The sequence below is a fragment of the Abyssisolibacter sp. ZYX002 genome (genome assembly GCF_056892235.1).
In genome coordinates, this window is sequence record NZ_JARMXH010000001.1 from 204,196 (window position 1) to 223,665 (window position 19,470).

At 30.5% G+C, this 19,470-nt stretch carries 18 protein-coding genes; 14 read left to right on the top strand and 4 right to left on the bottom strand.

From position 1 onward, the window contains the following. The first annotated feature begins 183 nt into the window (after positions 1-183). The 4 genes from P3X86_RS00930 (at position 184) to P3X86_RS00945 (ending at position 5,245) form a co-directional block, all read left to right on the top strand. Complete coding sequence (locus P3X86_RS00930; protein WP_483290744.1) at positions 184-609, top strand: MarR family winged helix-turn-helix transcriptional regulator; 426 nt, start codon at positions 184-186, stop codon at positions 607-609. A 25-nt stretch (positions 610-634) separates the two neighbouring features. After that, the gene (locus tag P3X86_RS00935) at positions 635-2,362 is read left to right on the top strand and encodes an ABC transporter ATP-binding protein (protein ID WP_483290745.1); all 1,728 of its coding nucleotides are present in this window, start codon (positions 635-637) and stop codon (positions 2,360-2,362) included. Next, positions 2,359-4,215 carry an ABC transporter ATP-binding protein gene (locus tag P3X86_RS00940; protein ID WP_483290746.1) on the top strand — a complete coding sequence of 619 codons (1,857 nt, stop codon included), beginning with the start codon at positions 2,359-2,361 and terminating at the stop codon, positions 4,213-4,215. The genes P3X86_RS00935 and P3X86_RS00940 overlap by 4 nt, the downstream gene beginning before the upstream one ends. Positions 4,216-4,417: 202 nt before the next feature. Further along, the gene (locus P3X86_RS00945; RefSeq protein WP_483290747.1) at positions 4,418-5,245 is read left to right on the top strand and encodes a GNAT family N-acetyltransferase; all 828 of its coding nucleotides are present in this window, start codon (positions 4,418-4,420) and stop codon (positions 5,243-5,245) included. Between the two features lie 75 nt (positions 5,246-5,320). Here P3X86_RS00945 and P3X86_RS00950 read toward each other — a convergent pair whose 3' ends face one another. The 3 genes from P3X86_RS00950 to htpG all read right to left on the bottom strand — a co-directional run bounded on the left by P3X86_RS00950 (position 5,321) and on the right by htpG (position 10,255). Beyond that, positions 5,321-6,352, bottom strand: a complete 1,032-nt coding sequence (locus P3X86_RS00950; RefSeq protein WP_483290748.1) for a TRM11 family SAM-dependent methyltransferase — start codon at positions 6,350-6,352, stop codon at positions 5,321-5,323. Between the two features lie 516 nt (positions 6,353-6,868). After that, positions 6,869-8,059, bottom strand: a complete 1,191-nt coding sequence (locus P3X86_RS00955) for an alpha/beta fold hydrolase (protein ID WP_483290749.1) — start codon at positions 8,057-8,059, stop codon at positions 6,869-6,871. A 324-nt stretch (positions 8,060-8,383) separates the two neighbouring features. Further along, positions 8,384-10,255 (bottom strand): molecular chaperone HtpG, encoded by a 1,872-nt coding sequence (htpG, locus tag P3X86_RS00960; RefSeq protein ID WP_483290750.1) that lies wholly within the window; start codon positions 10,253-10,255, stop codon positions 8,384-8,386. A gap of 198 nt (positions 10,256-10,453) precedes the next feature. Here htpG and safA point away from each other — a divergent pair, with 198 nt between their 5' ends. Next, on the top strand, positions 10,454-11,086 hold the full coding sequence (safA, locus tag P3X86_RS00965; RefSeq protein ID WP_483290751.1) for a SafA/ExsA family spore coat assembly protein: 633 nt from the start codon (positions 10,454-10,456) through the stop codon (positions 11,084-11,086). Positions 11,087-11,230: 144 nt separating this feature from the next. On the opposite strand, the gene P3X86_RS00970 is transcribed toward safA, so the two are convergent. Further along, complete coding sequence (locus P3X86_RS00970; protein ID WP_483290752.1) at positions 11,231-11,536, bottom strand: hypothetical protein; 306 nt, start codon at positions 11,534-11,536, stop codon at positions 11,231-11,233. A 213-nt stretch (positions 11,537-11,749) separates the two neighbouring features. On the opposite strand from P3X86_RS00970, the gene P3X86_RS00975 reads away from it, so the two are divergent. From P3X86_RS00975 to P3X86_RS01015, 9 genes are all read left to right on the top strand, one after another. After that, positions 11,750-12,253 (top strand): hypothetical protein, encoded by a 504-nt coding sequence (locus P3X86_RS00975; protein WP_483290753.1) that lies wholly within the window; start codon positions 11,750-11,752, stop codon positions 12,251-12,253. A 19-nt stretch (positions 12,254-12,272) separates the two neighbouring features. Continuing rightward, positions 12,273-12,470: a hypothetical protein gene (locus tag P3X86_RS00980; protein WP_483290754.1), complete on the top strand. Its 198-nt coding sequence runs from the start codon at positions 12,273-12,275 to the stop codon at positions 12,468-12,470. A gap of 15 nt (positions 12,471-12,485) precedes the next feature. Beyond that, positions 12,486-13,271 (top strand): IclR family transcriptional regulator, encoded by a 786-nt coding sequence (locus P3X86_RS00985; RefSeq protein ID WP_483290755.1) that lies wholly within the window; start codon positions 12,486-12,488, stop codon positions 13,269-13,271. Positions 13,272-13,626: 355 nt separating this feature from the next. Beyond that, the gene (locus P3X86_RS00990) at positions 13,627-14,397 is read left to right on the top strand and encodes a LamB/YcsF family protein (protein WP_483290756.1); all 771 of its coding nucleotides are present in this window, start codon (positions 13,627-13,629) and stop codon (positions 14,395-14,397) included. Between the two features lie 34 nt (positions 14,398-14,431). After that, positions 14,432-15,184 (top strand): 5-oxoprolinase subunit PxpB, encoded by a 753-nt coding sequence (pxpB, locus tag P3X86_RS00995; protein WP_483290757.1) that lies wholly within the window; start codon positions 14,432-14,434, stop codon positions 15,182-15,184. Next, positions 15,172-16,194: a 5-oxoprolinase subunit C family protein gene (locus tag P3X86_RS01000; RefSeq protein WP_483290758.1), complete on the top strand. Its 1,023-nt coding sequence runs from the start codon at positions 15,172-15,174 to the stop codon at positions 16,192-16,194. The genes pxpB and P3X86_RS01000 overlap by 13 nt, the downstream gene beginning before the upstream one ends. Before the next feature lie 283 nt (positions 16,195-16,477). Then, positions 16,478-17,419 (top strand): hypothetical protein, encoded by a 942-nt coding sequence (locus P3X86_RS01005; RefSeq protein ID WP_483290759.1) that lies wholly within the window; start codon positions 16,478-16,480, stop codon positions 17,417-17,419. 30 nt (positions 17,420-17,449) lie between these two features. Next, the gene (locus P3X86_RS01010) at positions 17,450-18,373 is read left to right on the top strand and encodes a hypothetical protein (RefSeq protein WP_483290760.1); all 924 of its coding nucleotides are present in this window, start codon (positions 17,450-17,452) and stop codon (positions 18,371-18,373) included. 234 nt (positions 18,374-18,607) lie between these two features. Continuing rightward, positions 18,608-19,450, top strand: coding sequence for an MBL fold metallo-hydrolase (locus tag P3X86_RS01015; protein ID WP_483290761.1), 843 nt, complete (start codon positions 18,608-18,610; stop codon positions 19,448-19,450). Positions 19,451-19,470 lie beyond the last annotated feature (20 nt).

Here is a 19,470-nt window from a genome sequence, read left to right on the forward strand (position 1 = left end):
TTAATAGTTGTCTATATTATATATATAAAATTGACAACATACAATACTATATTTCTAGTAAATAAAAGTAAAAAAAGTATACTAATAGTATTGACTATATACCAAAAAAAATGTATAATAGTTATACATGATAACAAATATACTTAACAACTGTTATACATTATAACTATTTAGGAGGATGGTATGGATAAAAATAAAGAAGTTTTAGTAGATATTATATTTAAATTTTGGCCTTTATTTGGAAATAATATATTTAAAGGTATACCATATAAAAACCATGGAAAGTATTATCATCTAGTGACATTAGTAGATAAATTCAATGGTAGACCTATGAAATTTTACTGTGAAAAATTGATGATATCAAAGCCAAATTTATCTAAAATGGTCAATAAAGCTATAGAAGTAGGTGCAATTGAAAGAAAATATGATGAAAAAGACAGAAGAGTAATCAATCTATTTGTAACAGAAAAAGGGAAAGAAGAAATAAAGAAGTCAAGAAAACTTGTAAGAGAAGCTATATTAAATAACTTGAATAAACTAGATGAAGAAACTATAGCTAGATTTACTAAAAACTTAAAAGAAATGATAGTTATACTTGAAAAGCTATAATTAAGAAGACAAAGGGGATAGAAATATGCTGAGACTTTTTAAAGGATTAAGGCCGTTTAGAACGTCGGTTGTATTCATAATGATTTTGACTATAATAGGGACATTAACAGATTTGTTTCTGCCAATGCTCATGGCAAAAATAGTGGATATAGGAATAGTCAATAATGACATAGGGTATATAGTCAGGGTAGGTGGACTAATGCTGGGAGTAACAGCAGTAGGAGTAGGTTCAGCGTTATATACAAATTATCTAGGGGCAAGACTAGGTAATGGTTTTGCAAGAGATTTAAGAAATAAGATATTTAAAAAAGTAGAAAGTTTTTCATTAAGTGAATTTGATGATATAGGTACTTCATCACTAATAACAAGAACCACAAATGATGTATCACAAATACAAAATATAGTTATTGCATCATTGAGGATATTCATAAAAGCTCCATTAATGGCTATTGGTGGTACAGTTATGGCAGTATCAAAAAACTTAAAATTATCAGTTATTATAATACTAGTAGTAACAGTACTTAATTTGATAATGGTATTAGTTGCTAGAAGGATTATACCTATGTTTAAGGCAAGACAAAAGAAATTGGACAAATTAAATTTGGTTCTCAGAGAGAGACTTACAGGCATAAGAGTAATAAGAGCTTTTAACAAAGTTGATACTGAAATAGATAGGTTTAATAATTCAAATAAAGAGTTGACAGATATATCATTAAGAGTTAATAGACTGATCGCAATATTATCACCTATAATGATGTTGATTTTCAGCATTACTACAGTAGTAGTTACATGGTTAGGAGCATATAGAGTAAATGACTCCAATATGTTAGTAGGTGACTTAATGGCATTTATACAATATATAACATTGATTATGTCATCACTATTAATGATAGCTATGATTTTTTTCATGGTACCAAGAGCATTTGCTTCAGCGACGAGAATAAACGAAGTACTTGATAAACAGCCAAGTATTAAAGATAATCCAAAAACTTTAAATGATAATGAAAAAAGAGGATATTTAGAATTTAAAAATGTAACATTTAGATATGATAATGCCGAGGAGCCTGCAGTAGAAAATATATCGTTTAAATCAGATCCTGGAGAAGTTACAGCTATAATAGGAGGTACAGGCTCTGGCAAGAGTACAATAGTAAACCTATTATTGAGATTTTATGAAGCAAGTGAAGGTAATATATTAATTAATGATATGGATATTAGAGACATGAACCAAAAGAAGTTAAGAGATAAAATAGGGCTAGTACCTCAGAAAGCACTTCTATTTACAGGTAGTGTAGCAGACAATGTCAAGTTTGGATTAGAAGATATAAACGACCAAGATATAATAAAAGCTTGTCAAATTGCTCAGGCTGATGATTTTGTCAATAAAATGGATGACAAGTATCAATCAGAGATAGCACAAGGAGGTAAAAATCTATCAGGTGGTCAAAAACAGAGATTATCAATAGCTAGGGCACTTGCAAAAAAACCACAGATATATGTATTTGATGATAGTTTTTCCGCATTAGATTTTAAGACGGAAGCAAAGCTTAGAAAAGCTCTTAAAGAAGAAACTGCCGATAGTTCGGTGATTATAGTAGCTCAGAAAGTATCATCTGTTATGGATGCTGATAGAATACTGGTACTTGATAATGGAAAAATAGCAGGAGTAGGGAAACACAAGGAATTGATAAATACATGTGATGTATATAAACAGATAGTCCTATCTCAGCTTTCAGAGGAGGAATTAGCATGAGCAAAAAACAAATGCATAGAAAAGGGCGTGGAGTTCCTAGAATAGCAATGCCACATGAAAAACCAAAGGATTTAAAAGGAACCCTTAAGAGATTGGCAGGGTATTTAAAACCTAGAAAGTATAGTATAGCAATATGTTTGTTGTTATCTATAGCAGGAGCGTTATTTGGTATAGTAAGCCCTAAAATTATGGGACTTGCAACCACAGAATTGTTTGATGTATTTAAAGCTAGATTAGCTGGAAATGCTGATTCGATGGTTAATTTTGAATATATAGCTAAGATACTATTGTCGTTAACAGCCTTGTATGTAGTAAGCTCATTATTTACGTATATTATGAGTTATATAATGGCAGGAATATCACAAAAGATAGTTTATGATATTAGAAAAGATGTAAACGAAAAAATAGCCAGATTGCCGTTAAAATATCTAGACAGTCATACACATGGAGAAATATTATCTAGAGTGACAAATGATGTAGATAATATTAGTAGTTCATTACAAGAGAGCATAATTCAAATAATAATGTCAGTCATAACTCTAGTTGGTGTAGTTATAATGATGTTATCAATAAATGTGATATTGACATTGGCGATAGTTTTAACATTATCATCATGTATATTTTTAACTAAAAAAGTTGCAAAGAGATCAAGAAAATACTTTACAGAGCAACAAAAGATAATTGGTAAAATAAACTCTCACGTAGAAGAGATGTACACAGGTCATAAGATAGTTAAATCATTTGGATATGAAAATAAATCAATAGAAGAATTTCAGAGATTAAACGAAGACTTAAACAAAGTAGGTTGGAAGGCTCAGTTTATATCAGGAATAATAATGCCACTCATGAGATTTGTAAACAATCTAGGATATGTAGTAGTATGTATCGGTGGTGGTATGTTGATGATAAAAAATGCCATAAAACTAGGAGATATTCAAGCATTTTTACAGTACCTAAGAAAATTCAGTCAGCCAATAATGCAGGTTTCAAATATTATAAATATCATACAATCAACGATAGCCTCAGCAGAACGTGTATTTGAAGTATTAGATGAAGAGGAAGAGATACCAGATAAAAAAGATTGTATAACTATTGAAGATGTAAAAGGAGAAGTTGCTTTCAAAAATGTTAAATTTGGCTATAAAGAAGATAACATACTTATAAAAAATATGAATATAGATGTTAAAAGTGGTCAGACTGTTGCGATAGTAGGCCCAACAGGTGCAGGGAAAACAACACTAGTAAACTTACTAATGAGATTTTACGATATAAATGATGGAAGTATTACAATAGATGGTGCCAATATAAAAGATTTAAAAAGAGGAGAGTTAAGAAACATATTTGGTATGGTATTGCAGGATACATGGTTGTTTAGTGGAACGATTAAAGATAATATAGCTTATGGGAAACAAAACGTAACAGATGAAGAGATATATAATGCAGCAAAAACAGCACATGCACATCACTTTATAAGAACATTATCTAAGGGTTATGAAACAGTGTTAAACGAAGATGCAAACAATATATCACAAGGTCAAAAACAGCTACTGACAATAGCAAGAGCAGTTTTAGCAGACCCAGCAATATTGATACTAGATGAGGCTACAAGTAGTGTAGATACAAGAACCGAAGTTTATATACAAAATGCAATGAATGAGCTAATGAAAGGTAGAACGTGTTTTGTAATAGCCCACAGACTTTCTACAATAAAAGAAGCAGATGTCATATTAGTGATGAACGAAGGAGATATCATAGAAAGTGGTACTCATAAAGAGCTAATAGAGAAAAAGGGATTCTATGAGGATCTATATAATAGCCAATTTTCACACGAGGATATTAAAGAAGTGGTGTAGATTTTTTAGTGTTAAGTCCTTGAGATATAACAAATAAATAATTTAGTATAAAGCATATCTGTTTTCATAATAGAAAATCAGATATGCCTTATTTTTTATTAGACGGAAAAAGATAGTTATATTGTACAAGAAATTAAATTAATTTTCTTTACACAATTAGATAATTATGCTAAAATATCTAAAAGTCAAAGGGGAGATATATATGGTTATAAACCGATTTAGAGATGTAAGTAAATTTAACGATGTAGTGAAGGATTATTTATTACAAAATGAAGCATTTAACATACTTTCACTCGGTATAATATCAAAGTGTATGCAAGAAGAGGTGAATCCTAAACATATTTTTATAGCCATACAAGATGATAACGAAGAAATAGTGTTTGTAATGATACAAACGATAAATAAAATGGTGCTTACTGGTGATATAGATTACATAGACGAAGCTATAGAATACTTAGAAAATAATGATATTAAACTAGAGGCTATCATAGGAAGAGTAGAGTTAATAGATGAGTTTGCAAACAGATATTCAAAGAGGTATAAGCTTGAGCAAAAAACAGATATGAACCAGAGAATATATAGACTCGATAAAACTAACGAAGTAAAAAAACAAAATGGCATACTTAGACTTGCAGACAACAAAGATATAAATGAATTAGTTCCTTGGGTAAAAGATTTCGTTAAATATGCAGGTAGTAAAATTTCACTAGATAAGGCTAGAGAGAATGCAATAGAGCTTATAGATACTAAGAGATTACATGTTTGGGAGAATGATGGAAAAGTTATATCTATGGTAGCAAGAGCAAAAAAATCAGATAATGGTATAGTTATAAATTGGGTTTATACACCACCTGAGTATAGATGTAAAGGATATGCTACAACATGTGTAGCAGAGTTTAGTAGTAAGCTACTAGAGAAAAATGAATTTGTAGCATTATACACAGATTTAGCTAATCCTATATCAAATAGTATCTATATGAAAATAGGATATAACCCAGTTGGAGATTCAAAAGTTATATCATTTAAGTAGGTAAATATAAAAGGAGTTATCGGAAAATAAAATATTTTCCGATAACTCCTTTTATCACAATTAATACTTATCAACCTAGCCTTTAGTTGCTACTATAAGGTTTCTCTTAATAGATTGATCAACTCTATGTAGATAACCAATATAAGGTGGGTTATCTAGAACATTAAACCCATTTTCGTCTAAAGCTATAGCGATATCATCATACTTCATGGTGAATTCATTAAAAGATAAAACAATACTTCCCTTAGTCTTTAGTACATGATGATAAGAAGGTAAAGAATCTCTTAAAAGCTCAAGAGGGCTTCTAGATTTATTTGATGTTTCTTTACTTTTACTTTTGTGCTTTACTCCATATGGCAAATCAGACACTATTATATCACATGATTTTTTCTTAATCAGCTTATTAGTTAGTCTTGTATCGCAATTAAATAGCTGGAGTTTTTGAACATTACCAGACTTAAAATCAGCTTTATTTGCAGATGCGATTATATTAAAGCCATTAGCAATTTTTTTGCTACCTGAATCTGTTAATTTTAATTTGCTAGCTTTATGCTTGTATCTTCCTTCTTTTAGATATCTAACTACATATGTTTCTATTTCATTAGTCCATTTTTCGTTTATCTCAACACCTATAACATCAAATCCTCTGATAAAACCTTCATATAGAGTAGTGCCTTTACCGCACATTGGATCAAGTAATGTAATATTGTTGCTTGAAGTATTACATGCACTAAGTGCAAGATTGACCATGAGTCTTGTAAACTGTTCATTTGTTTTGCCACTATATTTTAATATCTGAACCATGCTCTCAGGAAAAGTATGAAAATCAGGCACGTCTATAGGTTTTAAAAGCATAACATCTACTATTTCAAACATAGCATAATACATAGAAAAGTAACCCAAAAATTTAAAGTCATTCATTGTAAGTTCTCTATCTGAGCTAAACGCTAATGTAGTAGGAAGACCCACATCTACGTGTGCTATATTATCGATTTCTATATTATTTGCATCACAAATCGCTTTAAGCTCTGAAGTAGCAATATTGATAGATTCATCAAAATAAACACGGTTGTGACCAGGATTTGCAAGTATTAAATATTTATTCACAACTAAACCTTCTTTCTTTATTAAATTACACATTTACCATTATAACACTAAAAACAGATTTTTATAAATAAATATAGATTGCTTTAGTGAAATATAAAGTATAAAATATATTTTACAATACATACACAAAACGACAAAATATTCGTTAATATTATGTTAATATAAAAGATGAAGAATAGACTAGAGGAGGTGGGAAAATGGATTTAAGTAGATTCTTAGATTATGTAGTAGTACCGGCATATGGTAAGGGTGGAGATTGCGATAATCAAAAAATTGGTTTTATTGTAAGATAAATTGATGTGGTCTCCAGAATAGGGCTAATTACAAAGTAGGTTTTGTCTACAATCTGCTATTATGCTGACTAAAAAGGGCTGTCGGAAATAAAATGCCCTAATACTGAAAAAGAAAGCAGAAATTTTAAATTTTGCTCTCTTTTTCGTATATATTTGCATAACATAAAAGTTTAGCCTTTGTTTTGGAGATAAATAACTATAATAACTATGCTTAACTCAGATATTAATTTGATTGATATAATTTTTCTATAGCATCTACCGCAATTTCTGGGACTTCATCTTGTAACCAATGTCCATGAGTAGGGTCTTTCCAAACACCTATTACTTTGTCTTTATCCCAACTATTAACGAATCTGTCTAAATAAGGCCATGCTAAATTGCCATTGCTGTCAACACAATTTGTGTTGAATGTTGGTTTTTCATCTTGTGGCTTATAATTGTCAGGACATATTTTCCTTTTACCAAATTGTCCTAAGTCAACTTTAAGTGGCCCAAAGGCTGTGTCATCTCCGAACATAAAATAAACTGGTTTAGAATGTAGTTTATTCATATTGTTATCTAGTTTTCTTAAGAACTCATTATCTTCCACTGTAGCTTTTGCAAATATATGAAAAGGTTTTGTGACCTCTTTATTTAGCACCTGATATGGTTCTTCTAAGTTAAAGAAAGGACCCCACTGTGCATTTCTAAGTTCTATAAAAGCTTTTGTACCTTCTTTTGCATTTCGTTTTGCTAATCCAATTCCACCACGTTTAATAAGGTCACCCTCAAGATATGGTTCTGGATTTCTCTTAGCATCAATACCTCTGTCATATACAACATGATATGGCCCAAATTCTCCCTCTGGAATAGGCTCTAACTCCCATGCCCATGTATTCATAAGAAGAATTCCATTTATTCTTTTTGGCATTTCCACTCCTGCAGCTAATCCGATTGGTCCTCCCCAATCTTGTAAAGCAAGATAAATGTTGTTTAGGTTATTAGCCTTTATAAAATCTGTTAATACTCGGGCATGAGAGTGTGGCATATAATCAAATTCCGCTACTGGAGGTTTATCTGACATTCCAAACCCCAGTAGGTCTACTACAATTACTCTAAATCCTTTATCTGTAAGTGGTTTAACCATCTTTCTATATACAATTCCCCATGTTGCGTTTCCATGTACTGCTAGTACAGTACCTTTAGATTTTTCTGATGGATGTTGATCAATATAATGAAAATTATATCCTTGCCATGAGTAAACATGTGAATTAAAAGGATATACATTATTTGATACTTTAAAAGGACGCTGAAAATTTGTATCTTTATTATCCTTACTTAATTGTTTTTTTGTACTGGAGCAAGCTGTGCAAAATAAAATAATGATTAGTGTAAATATTAATATTTTAACTTTTTTTAATTTCTTAGGTAGCATAGGTCGTATTCCTCCTTATCTTATAATTAATTCTATTCCAATAAGTCTTGTTCCTAAGTTGTCTGTGTGCCCAAGTATATTAATTAATTTTTTGAGATTTCTTTATCTCAATTATTGCCATATTTGAGTAATTTTTAATCAGTTTATACAAAAATTTTAGTTCTAGACAGTCCTTGGTACAACAAGATTTTCATAAGATGAATGGAGTGTGTATCTCTGTTATATCACTAAAAACAGGTTTTTATAAATATATTGAAGTTTTATATTAAAAATAAAGCATAAATAATAAGGGACTGTCATCTAGACAGTCCCAAAAAAGTCGGATTAAATAATTTTCTTCATTATCTCATTACTTCTCTTAATAAACTCAGACATAGCTTCAGGTGACAATGGTTTGTGGCTAATCATAGCTAAATCATAAAGTTGTTTAGCAATTATAGAGCTAGTATCATTGTCATCTTTTTCTATAATATACTTTACAAGAGGATGCTTCTTGTTTAGTACTAAAGTTTCTTCGCTAGGGAACATATTTTGATCCATACCCATACTATACATTTTCATCATATCCTGCATACGTCTGTTTGATTCAGATAAAAGTATCATACTAGATACATCATCGTTTTTAAGAGTCTTTATATCTATATTCATCTTCTCTACGCCTAAAGCTGACTTGAACAAATCTTCCATCTTTTTAAGAGTGTCCTTATTTGCTTCTTCATCAACATTTTCGTCATCTTCAGTTAAAAGGCTAGATAAATCAGAGTCAACTCTTTTAAATTTGACATCTGTATTAGCACTTTCAACATGAGAGATAAAAGCTTGGTCAATATTGTGATCTAATAGAACAACTTCTATACCATGTTCATCTAAAAGATTGATGTATTGTGCTTGTTGGGTAGTGTCAGTAGCATAGTAAATTTCATTTTCAAGTTTACCAGTGTGCTTTTCTAAATACTCATTAACACTTAGATAGTTATCTTTATTAGTTTTATATAAAACAATATCTTTAACTTTGTCAGCAAATTTATTGTTTTTAATAATACCAAATTTTACAAACGGGCTTATATCATCCCAGAATTTTTCAAAATCTTCTCTTGCAGTTTTAAACATGCCTACTAATTTATCAGCAACTTTTTTAGTGATGTAGTCAGACGTTTTCTTTACAAAACCATCGTTTTGTAGGAAACTTCTAGATACATTTAAAGGTAAGTCAGGGCAGTCAATTACACCTTTAAGAAGTAATAAGAATTCAGGAACTACTTCTTTTATATTATCTGCAATGAACACCTGAGTATTGTAAAGCTTTACTTCTCCTTCTAGAGTATCAAAATTATTGTTAAGTTTAGGGAAATACAAGATTCCTTTTAAATTAAACGGATAATCCATGTTTAAATGAATCCAAAATAGAGGTTCCTTAAAATCTCTAAATGTTTTACTATAAAATTCCTTGTATTCTTCATCTGTACATTCATTAGGTCTTTTAGTATATAATGGCACAGTATCATTTAGAGGTTTTGGTTCTTCTATTATTATATTACCATCCTTATCTTTTTCAGGCTCTTTATTAGCTACTTCAAAATAAATAGGATAAGGCATGAAATTACAATATTTTTCTATAGTTGATTTAACTTTATGTTCATCTAAGAAATCTTTGCCATCCTCAGAAATATTAAGAGTTATTTCAGTACCCCTAGAAATCTTATCACTTTCATTCATTTCAAATTCAGTGCCACCGTCACATAGCCACCTTACAGCTTTAGCATCTTCCTTATAAGAAAGAGTATTAATCTCTACAGAATCAGACACCATAAAAGAAGAATAAAAGCCAAGACCAAAATGTCCTATAATTTGCTCATTTTCAGCTTTATCTTTATAAGCTTTAAAGAAATCTTCCGCACCAGAAAAGGCGATTTGGTTAATATATTTCTTTATTTCTTCATCAGTCATACCGATTCCGTTGTCTATAAATTTTAGAGTTTCATTATCTTTATCAAGAATAACCTTTATAGAAAAATCTTTATCATCTTTCAAGTCAGCTTCTCCAAGCGAGCTTAATCTTTTAACCTTAGTAATAGCGTCGCAACAATTTGAGATAAGCTCCCTTATGAATATATCATGGTCTGAATATAGCCATTTTTTAATAATAGGAAAAATATTTTCACTGTGAATTGAAAGATTACCTTTTTCAATAGTCATAAAAAACACCCCTTGTATTCTGTAATTTAAAGTTTTTATTATCAACAATATAATACTTCAATAGAGAATATTTGTCAATAAAAAATTAGCACTCGTGGTCGTAGAGTGCTAACAAAATTATAAGTAATAATTAACAATTATTTTAAAATAATAATTGGAAAGCATAATAAATGAAAAAGATTTAGGAGGTAAAATATTATGAAAAGAAAAAAAATTTTAATATATACTACAGTATGTTTTATAATGTTTATGGCGACAATAAATGTGCATTGTCAGCCTAAAAATGGTGACTATGATACATATACAGTAAAAAGAGGGGATTCACTGTGGAAAATAGCTGTAAAATATCAGGTAGGAATAAGCGAAATAATAGCAGCTAACAAACAATTTAAGAATCCTGATCTAATATATCCTGGAGATAAAGTGTACGTGCCATTGTTTACAAATGTAAAAGCAATAGAAAAAGAAGTGATTAATCTAACAAATAGAGAAAGACAAAATAATGGACTAAAGCCACTTAAGTACAACTGGGAGCTATCAAGAGTAGCAAGATATAAATCAGCAGACATGCGAGATAGAAACTATTTTAGTCATACATCACCTACCTATGGTTCACCTAGCAAAATGGTAAGAGATTTTGGCATAAGATATACAGCAGTAGGAGAAAACATAGCAATGGGGCAAAGGACTGCATGGGAAGTAGTAAATGGCTGGATGAACTCATCAAGTCATAGAGCAAATATATTAAGTAAATACTACACAGAAATAGGAGTAGGCTTTGCCAAATCATCGTCGGGGAAGACGTATTGGACTCAATTGTTTATAAAGTAGATTGGCCTATATTGGCAAATTACTGCGTTATTAAAATGTTCCAGCAACTTATTTATAGGTTGCAATGCGTTAGAAAATTATTATATTGTTATATAAATTAAAAGGCTACCTTTTGGATAAAGATCCTTAAGATAGCCTTTGGGTTTAATCTTGCTTCATATTACTCATATTGTTCATAAACTGAGCAGCAAGTTGAACGTATTTATTGAGTTCGCCTTCTATTGTTTTCTTACACTCATCAGCTGTACCTTCTGTGGTAGTAACTCTAGCTGATACAGAAGATACTTCAAGTTTAACAAACTTATCTCCTAAAAGCTTCTTTAATAATTCCTTAGCTTGTTTTCTATATTCCATATTTGAAAGTTGATCTTTAACAGCATCACCAGCAACTACGACGATTCTGTTATCATCGTCTAAACTAATCGATTTCACAAAAAAAGATAAATCCATAATATATGTACCTCCAATATTTATAATATAACAGTTTAATATTATACTACTTTATAATAATTTGCAATATGCCAATATAAATATATAAAAAGTTATAGTATAATATACATATACAATAAAAAATAGAACAAATTTTAATATATTTTAGCGTATATCCATTATAAGCTAAAATATATTAACATGACTACAATAAGTTATTGGAGGTGATAGTACATGTTACATAAAAACAAAAAAATAATAATAGCTGTATTAGTAATTGTATGTATAGTTTTAATAGCATATAAGGTACATAGTCCTAATTTGAAGAGTGAATTTGGTATATATTTATTACAAAACGATATTACATTAGAGCAGTTGTTAAAAACTGACGTGTCAGATATAAAGATTATGAAAGAACCACTTCTAAGTGTTAAAGATTTTATATATTATAAGTGGCAAGACCACAGTTTTGAGTTGACTACTGATGCTAAAGAGATGATACTTAGTAGAAAAAAAGATTTGTATAGAAAACCTTTTGTAGTTGTGGTAAATGGAGAAAACATGTATGCAGGAGTATTTTCATTAATGACATCATCATATGCATATCCTATTCCTACTATATTGATTGAGAAACCATGCTTAAATAGGATTATTAGAGGGGTTAGTAAAAGTGAGCAAGATCCTAGGAATAGACAAGAGATAAAAAATGTTTTAGAACAACATGGAATATTAAAATAAAAATAGATAGGAGATGTTTATGGAGGTTATACTTGAAGTAATAATTGAGCTAGTGATTGAAGGTTTGTTTGCAGGAATATTTTATATTTTTAATAAGTTTTTTAAGCATAAGGTCTCCGAGAGAACTGCAAAGATAATAGCTGGTGTTTTAACAGCACTATTGATTGTGGGTGCTGTGGGGATATTGATAGTTATAATTACTAACATTTGGAAATAGAGAAGACAAAAGTAGGTGAGTGAAATAGCTGATAATAGTATAAACAATAGTTTGGACAAAGCATTGGGGCTTCTAAAATATTTTACTAAAGATAATCCAATCAGAGGATTGAGTGAGGTAGCTAGGTTGTCTTCTGTTCCCAAGGCTACTGTGTATAGATTATTTAATACATTTGAGAAAAATGGATACCTGATGAAGGTAGATGTTAGAGGTAAACAAAATCAATATAAACTCGGTATGAAGTTCTTAGAATTAGGATTATTAGTATCTGATAATTTAGAGATTAAAGATATAGCTCGTCCGTTTATGGTGGAATTACGAGATAGTATAAATGAAGATGTACAGCTTGCTATAAGAGATAAAGATCAAGCAATTTATATAGAAAAATTGACATGTTCACATTCTATAAGATTATATACTAGAATAGGAAGAAGAGCTAGATTTAATGCAGGTGCATGTCCTAGGGTGTTGTTGTCTTTTTTGGAAGATGAAGAGATAAATAAAATATTAAAAAATGAGCAATTAATAAAATACACTGATAATACAATAATTGATAAAGAAAAACTATGGGATAAAATAAAAGAAAGTAGAAAAACTGGATACGCTATTAGTTTTGGAGAGATGGAACCTTATACAATTGGGATAGCCGCTCCGATATTTGATTATACAGGTAAAGTCATAGCATCTATAAGTGCAGCAGGGCCACAGCAAAGATTTACAGATGAAAGGATTAAGTTGATTGTTGTAAAAGTCAAAGAGACAGCGCAATATATTTCAAAACAATTAGGGTTTAGAAAGTGAACAACCATTTAAATAAATGGTTATCAGACTGTAGAAAAAAGCCCAATTTCTGCGTTGTTGTTAAAATTTCCGTTGCTCACTTATCTCTTAGTAAGCTCTGCTACTCAATTTTAACACGCCTTGAAATTGAACTTTTACTAAAGTCTGCTATCTTGATGACTTTGTCATCAATCTAGAACAACCATTTGAATAAATGGTTGTTTTTTTCTGTATAACATATAGATAAAACACTATAAACAGAATAAATATCAAAAATAAAAGCCTATAAATATAGACATATTATAAATTATATGATAGTATTACCACGTAAAGTTTGGAACATCGGTTTAAATATTGAAACAAAGGGAGGGAGATAATGTACAAAGTAGATTTAAATAGTGATATTGGAGAGAGCTTTGGAAACTATAAAATTGGTTTAGATGAAGAAATGATTAAATATATTACGTCAGCCAATATAGCGTGTGGATTCCATGCTGGTGATCCTATTGTTATGCAGAAAACTATTGACATGGCAATCAAATATAACGTAGCTATAGGAGCTCATCCAGGATATTGTGATTTGATGGGATTTGGTAGAAGAAATATGAATGTTACACCACAGGAAGTAAAAGCGTACATTATATATCAATTAGGAGCATTAATGGCATTTGCAAAATCACGAGGTGTAAAATTGCAACATATTAAACCTCATGGAGCTATGTACAACATGGCTGCAAAAGATAGAGTTTTAGCGATGGCAATTGCAGAAGCTGTATATGAAGTGGATAAGGAAATAATTCTTATAGGGTTAGCAAATAGCGAAATTATAAATGCTGGGAAAGCGTTCGGATTAAAGGTTTGTAATGAAGTTTTTGCAGATAGAGCATATAATCCAGACGGGACATTGGTGTCACGTAATTTAGATGGTGCAGTGATACATGATGCTGATTTGGCAATCAAAAGAGTTATTAAAATAGTTAAAGAAGATAAAGTAACTGCTATAAATGGTACAGACATAGATGTACAAGCACAATCCATATGCGTACATGGAGATAATCCTAAAGCAATCGAGTTTGTGAATAAGATACGATCAAAGTTAAAACAAGAGGGTATAGTAGTAACTTCTATTTCTAATTTTATTAGATAATTTATAGAGAGGCATTATTATAGGAGTGGTAAACATGTATGATAACATAAAGTATTTGATTTCAGGGGATAAATCGTTGATTATAGAATTTGGCAACTCTATATCTAAAAAAATAAACAGTAAAGTAAGAGCAATGATGATTGCTATAGAGAAAAGAAGATTAAAAGGAATTATAGAAATGATACCTACATATCGTTCCTTGATGGTACACTATAACCCTATAGATATAAGGTATAAAACATTGGTAAATGAGATGAAATTATTAGAGAGCAAGCTAGATGATATAGACATACCACTATCAAAAGTTATTGAGATACCTACATTATATGGAGGAAAATATGGTCCTGATATAGAAAACGTTGCTACGCACAATCAAAAGACAGTACAAGAAGTAATAAATATACATACATCTAAAGAGTATCTAGTTTACATGTTAGGATTTATACCAGGGTTTCCGTACTTGGGAGGAATGGATGAAAGTATAGCTACTCCTAGACTAAAAACTCCAAGAATTAAAATAAGTAGTGGATCGGTAGGGATAGCGGGTGGACAAACAGGTATTTACCCCATAGATAGCCCTGGTGGATGGCAAATGATAGGGAAAACACCATTGAAATTGTACAAAGAAAATAGAGAAAAACCTATACTGTTACAAGCTGGCAATTATATCAAATTTGTATCTATAGATAAAAATGAATATAAAGATATAGAAAAACAAGTACAAAGTAATACGTACGAATACACAATATATCACAAAGAAAAGAGTGGATATAAATGGGAAAAATAATGGTGTTGACACAAGGTTTTTTGACTACAATACAAGATGGTGGAAGGATAGGCTTTCAGCAATATGGAGTTCCTGTTTCGGGAGTTATGGATAGATATTCATATCGTATTGCCAATATACTTGTTGGGAATGATGAAGAACAAGCAGTATTAGAGATAACAATGTTAGGACCCAAATTAAAATTTACTAGTCCAGAAATCATAGCTATAACAGGAGGAGATTTATCTCCGATGATAAATGGTAAACAAATTCCTATGTACAGAAGTGTGAAAGTAAATAAAGGTGACATATTGGCTTTTGGAGAGCTAAAGAATGGATGTAGAAGCTATATTGCATTTACTGGAGGAATTGATGTACCAATAGTTATGGGAAGTAGATCAACATACTTAAAAGGGAAAATTGGTGGATACAGAGGACGGGAATTAAATAAAGGCGATATTGTTGATATAATTAATTATGACAGTGAATACAAAGTGAGATTATTATCAAAAAAACATATATCAATATACGAAAATAAGATTGATATTAGGGTAGTACTAGGTCCTCAAAATGAATATTTTACAAAACACGGTATAGATACGTTTTTAAGTGATACATATACAATCACAAACGAATGTGACAGAATGGGATTTAGATTAGATGGTGCAGAGATTGAGCATATAAATGGTGCGGATATTATTTCAGATGGTATAGAGTTTGGTGCTATACAAATATCAGGTAACGGTAAACCAATAATAATGATGGCAGATAGACAAACAACGGGAGGGTATACTAAAATTGCTAATGTGATAAGTGTAGATTTACCCAAAATAGCACAAGCAAAACCTGGAGATAAAATCTTATTCAAAGAAGTAGGTATAAAGGAAGCACAAGACATATATGTAGAAGAAGATAATAAGCTAAAATCTATAGAATTTGAAGTGGAAGATACAAAAATAGTTAAACAAAAAGAACTTATTATAAGAGTGAACTCTAAAAAATATGAAGTAAACATTATTGAGTACGAATAAGATCATAAATACTAAGTTATATAATAAATTTAGTTAAAAGCGCGAGATAATTAATAATATAACTTAAAACAAATAAACACAATAGTATTTATAAAAGATTGTTGATGAATAAATTGACAGTCTTTTTTTGTTATTTATATGGTATTAACTCAACTTGAAATATAATAAAAACTGCTTTATGCGTTTTTTTATGAAAAAAGTAAATGAAATGCACCTCCAAATAAGTAAACTATTGACATAATATACAATAAATTATAAAATTAAATAAAAAAGGAGGATTTTTATGAAAAAAACTATTTTTACGTTAATGCTCGTATTTACTATCATGTTTTCAATGACTCTTTCAACTGCAAATAGTCCTATGTCATGTTATTCAACATCAATGTTAAAATCAGCACCAAACGTCTATATAGTTGGACCTACACCAGAACCTTACAAAGGATATAATGATACGAATGGAAAGTATTATTTAAGGGTTAGAGAAAGTAAATTAATTCATGGACCGGCAGACGATGATCCAATAGTAAAGTACAAGCCTTTTGGGATATTGTATAGAAGTAGTAACTTTACAGGAACTTTGGGCGAAACAATTTCAATATCACATTCGGTTTCAAAAAGTGTTTCAAACACTAATTCAGTTAGTGTATCTATGGGAATAAGTAGTCCTACAGGTTTTAGTAGAAGCGTAACAGCTCAACATTCAACAACAATAACTAAATCAATAGGGTCATCAATTACTAAAACATATTCAAGTGGTTATAGCTATGGATTCCCATTGTCAACAGCTCCGGCTAATTGTACTAAAGCTGAAGCAGGTGTAGGGTTCCAGTTTGCGACATATAGGTCTATAATAGATGTCAAGAAACTAGTTACAGTTTCGAAAAAAATAAAAGTCAAATACAAAAGATATGTGAATGAATGCAGTATCTGCAAAAAGAACGAAGGAAAACCTGGACATAATCCTGCACATTTTCATGATGGATTAGTTGGATGGAGACTATATCTACAAGATGGAACAACAGTGGAAGTGGAAGAAATGTTCAAAGATAGTCTTGTGAAAGACGGAACAATAGACAAAAATATGACTTATTACAAGAAGCCAGTTAAGGAGTGGAAATATGAGACTATAACTGGTAATGTTAAAGTTCCTATAGAAACACTTGTAAACATATATTATGATGCTAAAGGTAATATTATAGATAAGAATGGTAATATAGTGAACTAAAAATAAACATTCAATGGAGGAGCAAAATATATGAAAAAAACTATTTTTATATTCATGCTTACATTTATAGTTATATTTTCAATGACATTATCTATAGCAAGTAGTCCTATGTCCACTTATACTATATCACAGACAAAAGCAAGTCCAAATGTTTATATAGTTGGACCAGCACCTGAGCCATATCAAGAATATAGTGAATCAGGTGGTAAGTATTATCTGAGAGTTAGAGAAAGCAAATTATTACATGGGCCAGCTGACAATGACCCTATAGTGAAGTACAAGCCATTTGGCTTACTTTATAGAAGTAGTAATTTTCAGGGGAGCTTAGGAAGTTCGGTATCAATACAAGAATCAGTATCTAGAAGTGTAGCAAATACAGACAGTGTAAGCGTATCTATAGGAGCAGATTTATTTGGGTTCAAGCAGAATGTAACAACAAAGCATTCAACAACAATAACTAAAACAGTAGGTTCCTCAATAACTAGGTCGTATTCAAGTGGATATAGTTATGGATTTCCGCTGTCAACAGCGCCAGCAAATTGTACTAAAGCTGAAAGGGGTGTAGGTTTTCAAGTTGCAACATACAGGTCTATCATTGATGTCAAGAAACAGATTACATCACTAAAGAAATTTACAGTTAAATATAAAACATATATAAATGAGTGTAGCTTGTGTAAAGCAGGCAATGAATGTCATGATGCTCATGATGGACGAGTTGGCTGGAATCTAGAGTTAGAAGACGGAACCACTAAATATATAGAAGAAGAATATAAGCATGAGTTAGTTAATAACGGAACAATAGATGAAAATATGACTTATTATAAGAAGCCAGTTAAGCAGTGGAAATATGAGACTGTAATAGGTTATGTAAAGTTACCTATTGAAGCACTTGTGACCATATATTATGATGCGAACGGTAATATTATAGACAAAGACGGTAATATAGTGAATTAAGTTAATTTAAGAATGAATTAAGGGGATGATTAAATCATGAAGATGATTAAGCCATCCCTCTTTTTATGTTATAATTGTATTAATTGATCATAAGTGGAGGCATTGTAATACATAAATTAAATAAGAATGATTAAAGCTAACAAATCTATGGCATTGAAAAATGTTTGTTAGAAATGTAAAATAATAATTTATACCATACTGGATTAAGTGATGATATAAGAAAGGAGCTATTCAATGAAATTTGAAATAATAGGTAGTGGTGGTTGTGTATCTCTTCCTAAACCACTGTGTAAATGTAAAGTATGCGTAGAGGCTAGGGAAAAAGGTAGGCCTTATTCAAGATATGGGTGTTCTATATTTCTTCACGATATAAATTTACTTATTGATACGCCAGAAGATATAGTTCATGCTATAAATAACAGTGGTGTCAATGAGATTAATACTGTTTTGTTTAGTCATTTAGACCCTGATCATACATTAGGTTTTAGAGTGTTTGAACAATTGAGGCTCGATTGGTTAAAAGTTTCAGAGGGAATGGAGTGTAATAATCCTATAGATGTTATTGCAATGCCACATGTAATGGAGGATTTAAATGCAATAAAATCTGTCTATGGAAGCTTTTTAGATTACTATGAAAATGTAAGAAATCTGATAAAACGTCAAGTTGTAAGTAAAGAGATAACTATAGAAGAAGTTAAGATCACATTTGTAAAAATAGATAGAGCTACTGTATTTGTATTCCAGGAGGATGGCAAGAAGGTGATTTATGCACCTTGTGATGTAAAGCCATTTCCAAATGACGATATTTTCATGGATGCAGATTTGTTGATAATTGGAAATACTATAGTCGGAGATATACTTAAAGATGGATTTATATTAGCAGAGAATAATTCGCTTAGACAGGAGTTATTCACAATGGATGAAATAGTGGATTTAAAGAGTTTATTTAACATAAGAAAAGTCATAGTCACACATTTAGAAGAAGATTGGGGAAAGTCATATGATGATTATGTAAACCTAGAAAAAGAATATAATAATATATATTTTGCATATGATGGTATGATAGTTTTTGTTTAATTAAAAAGGGCAAAAAACTC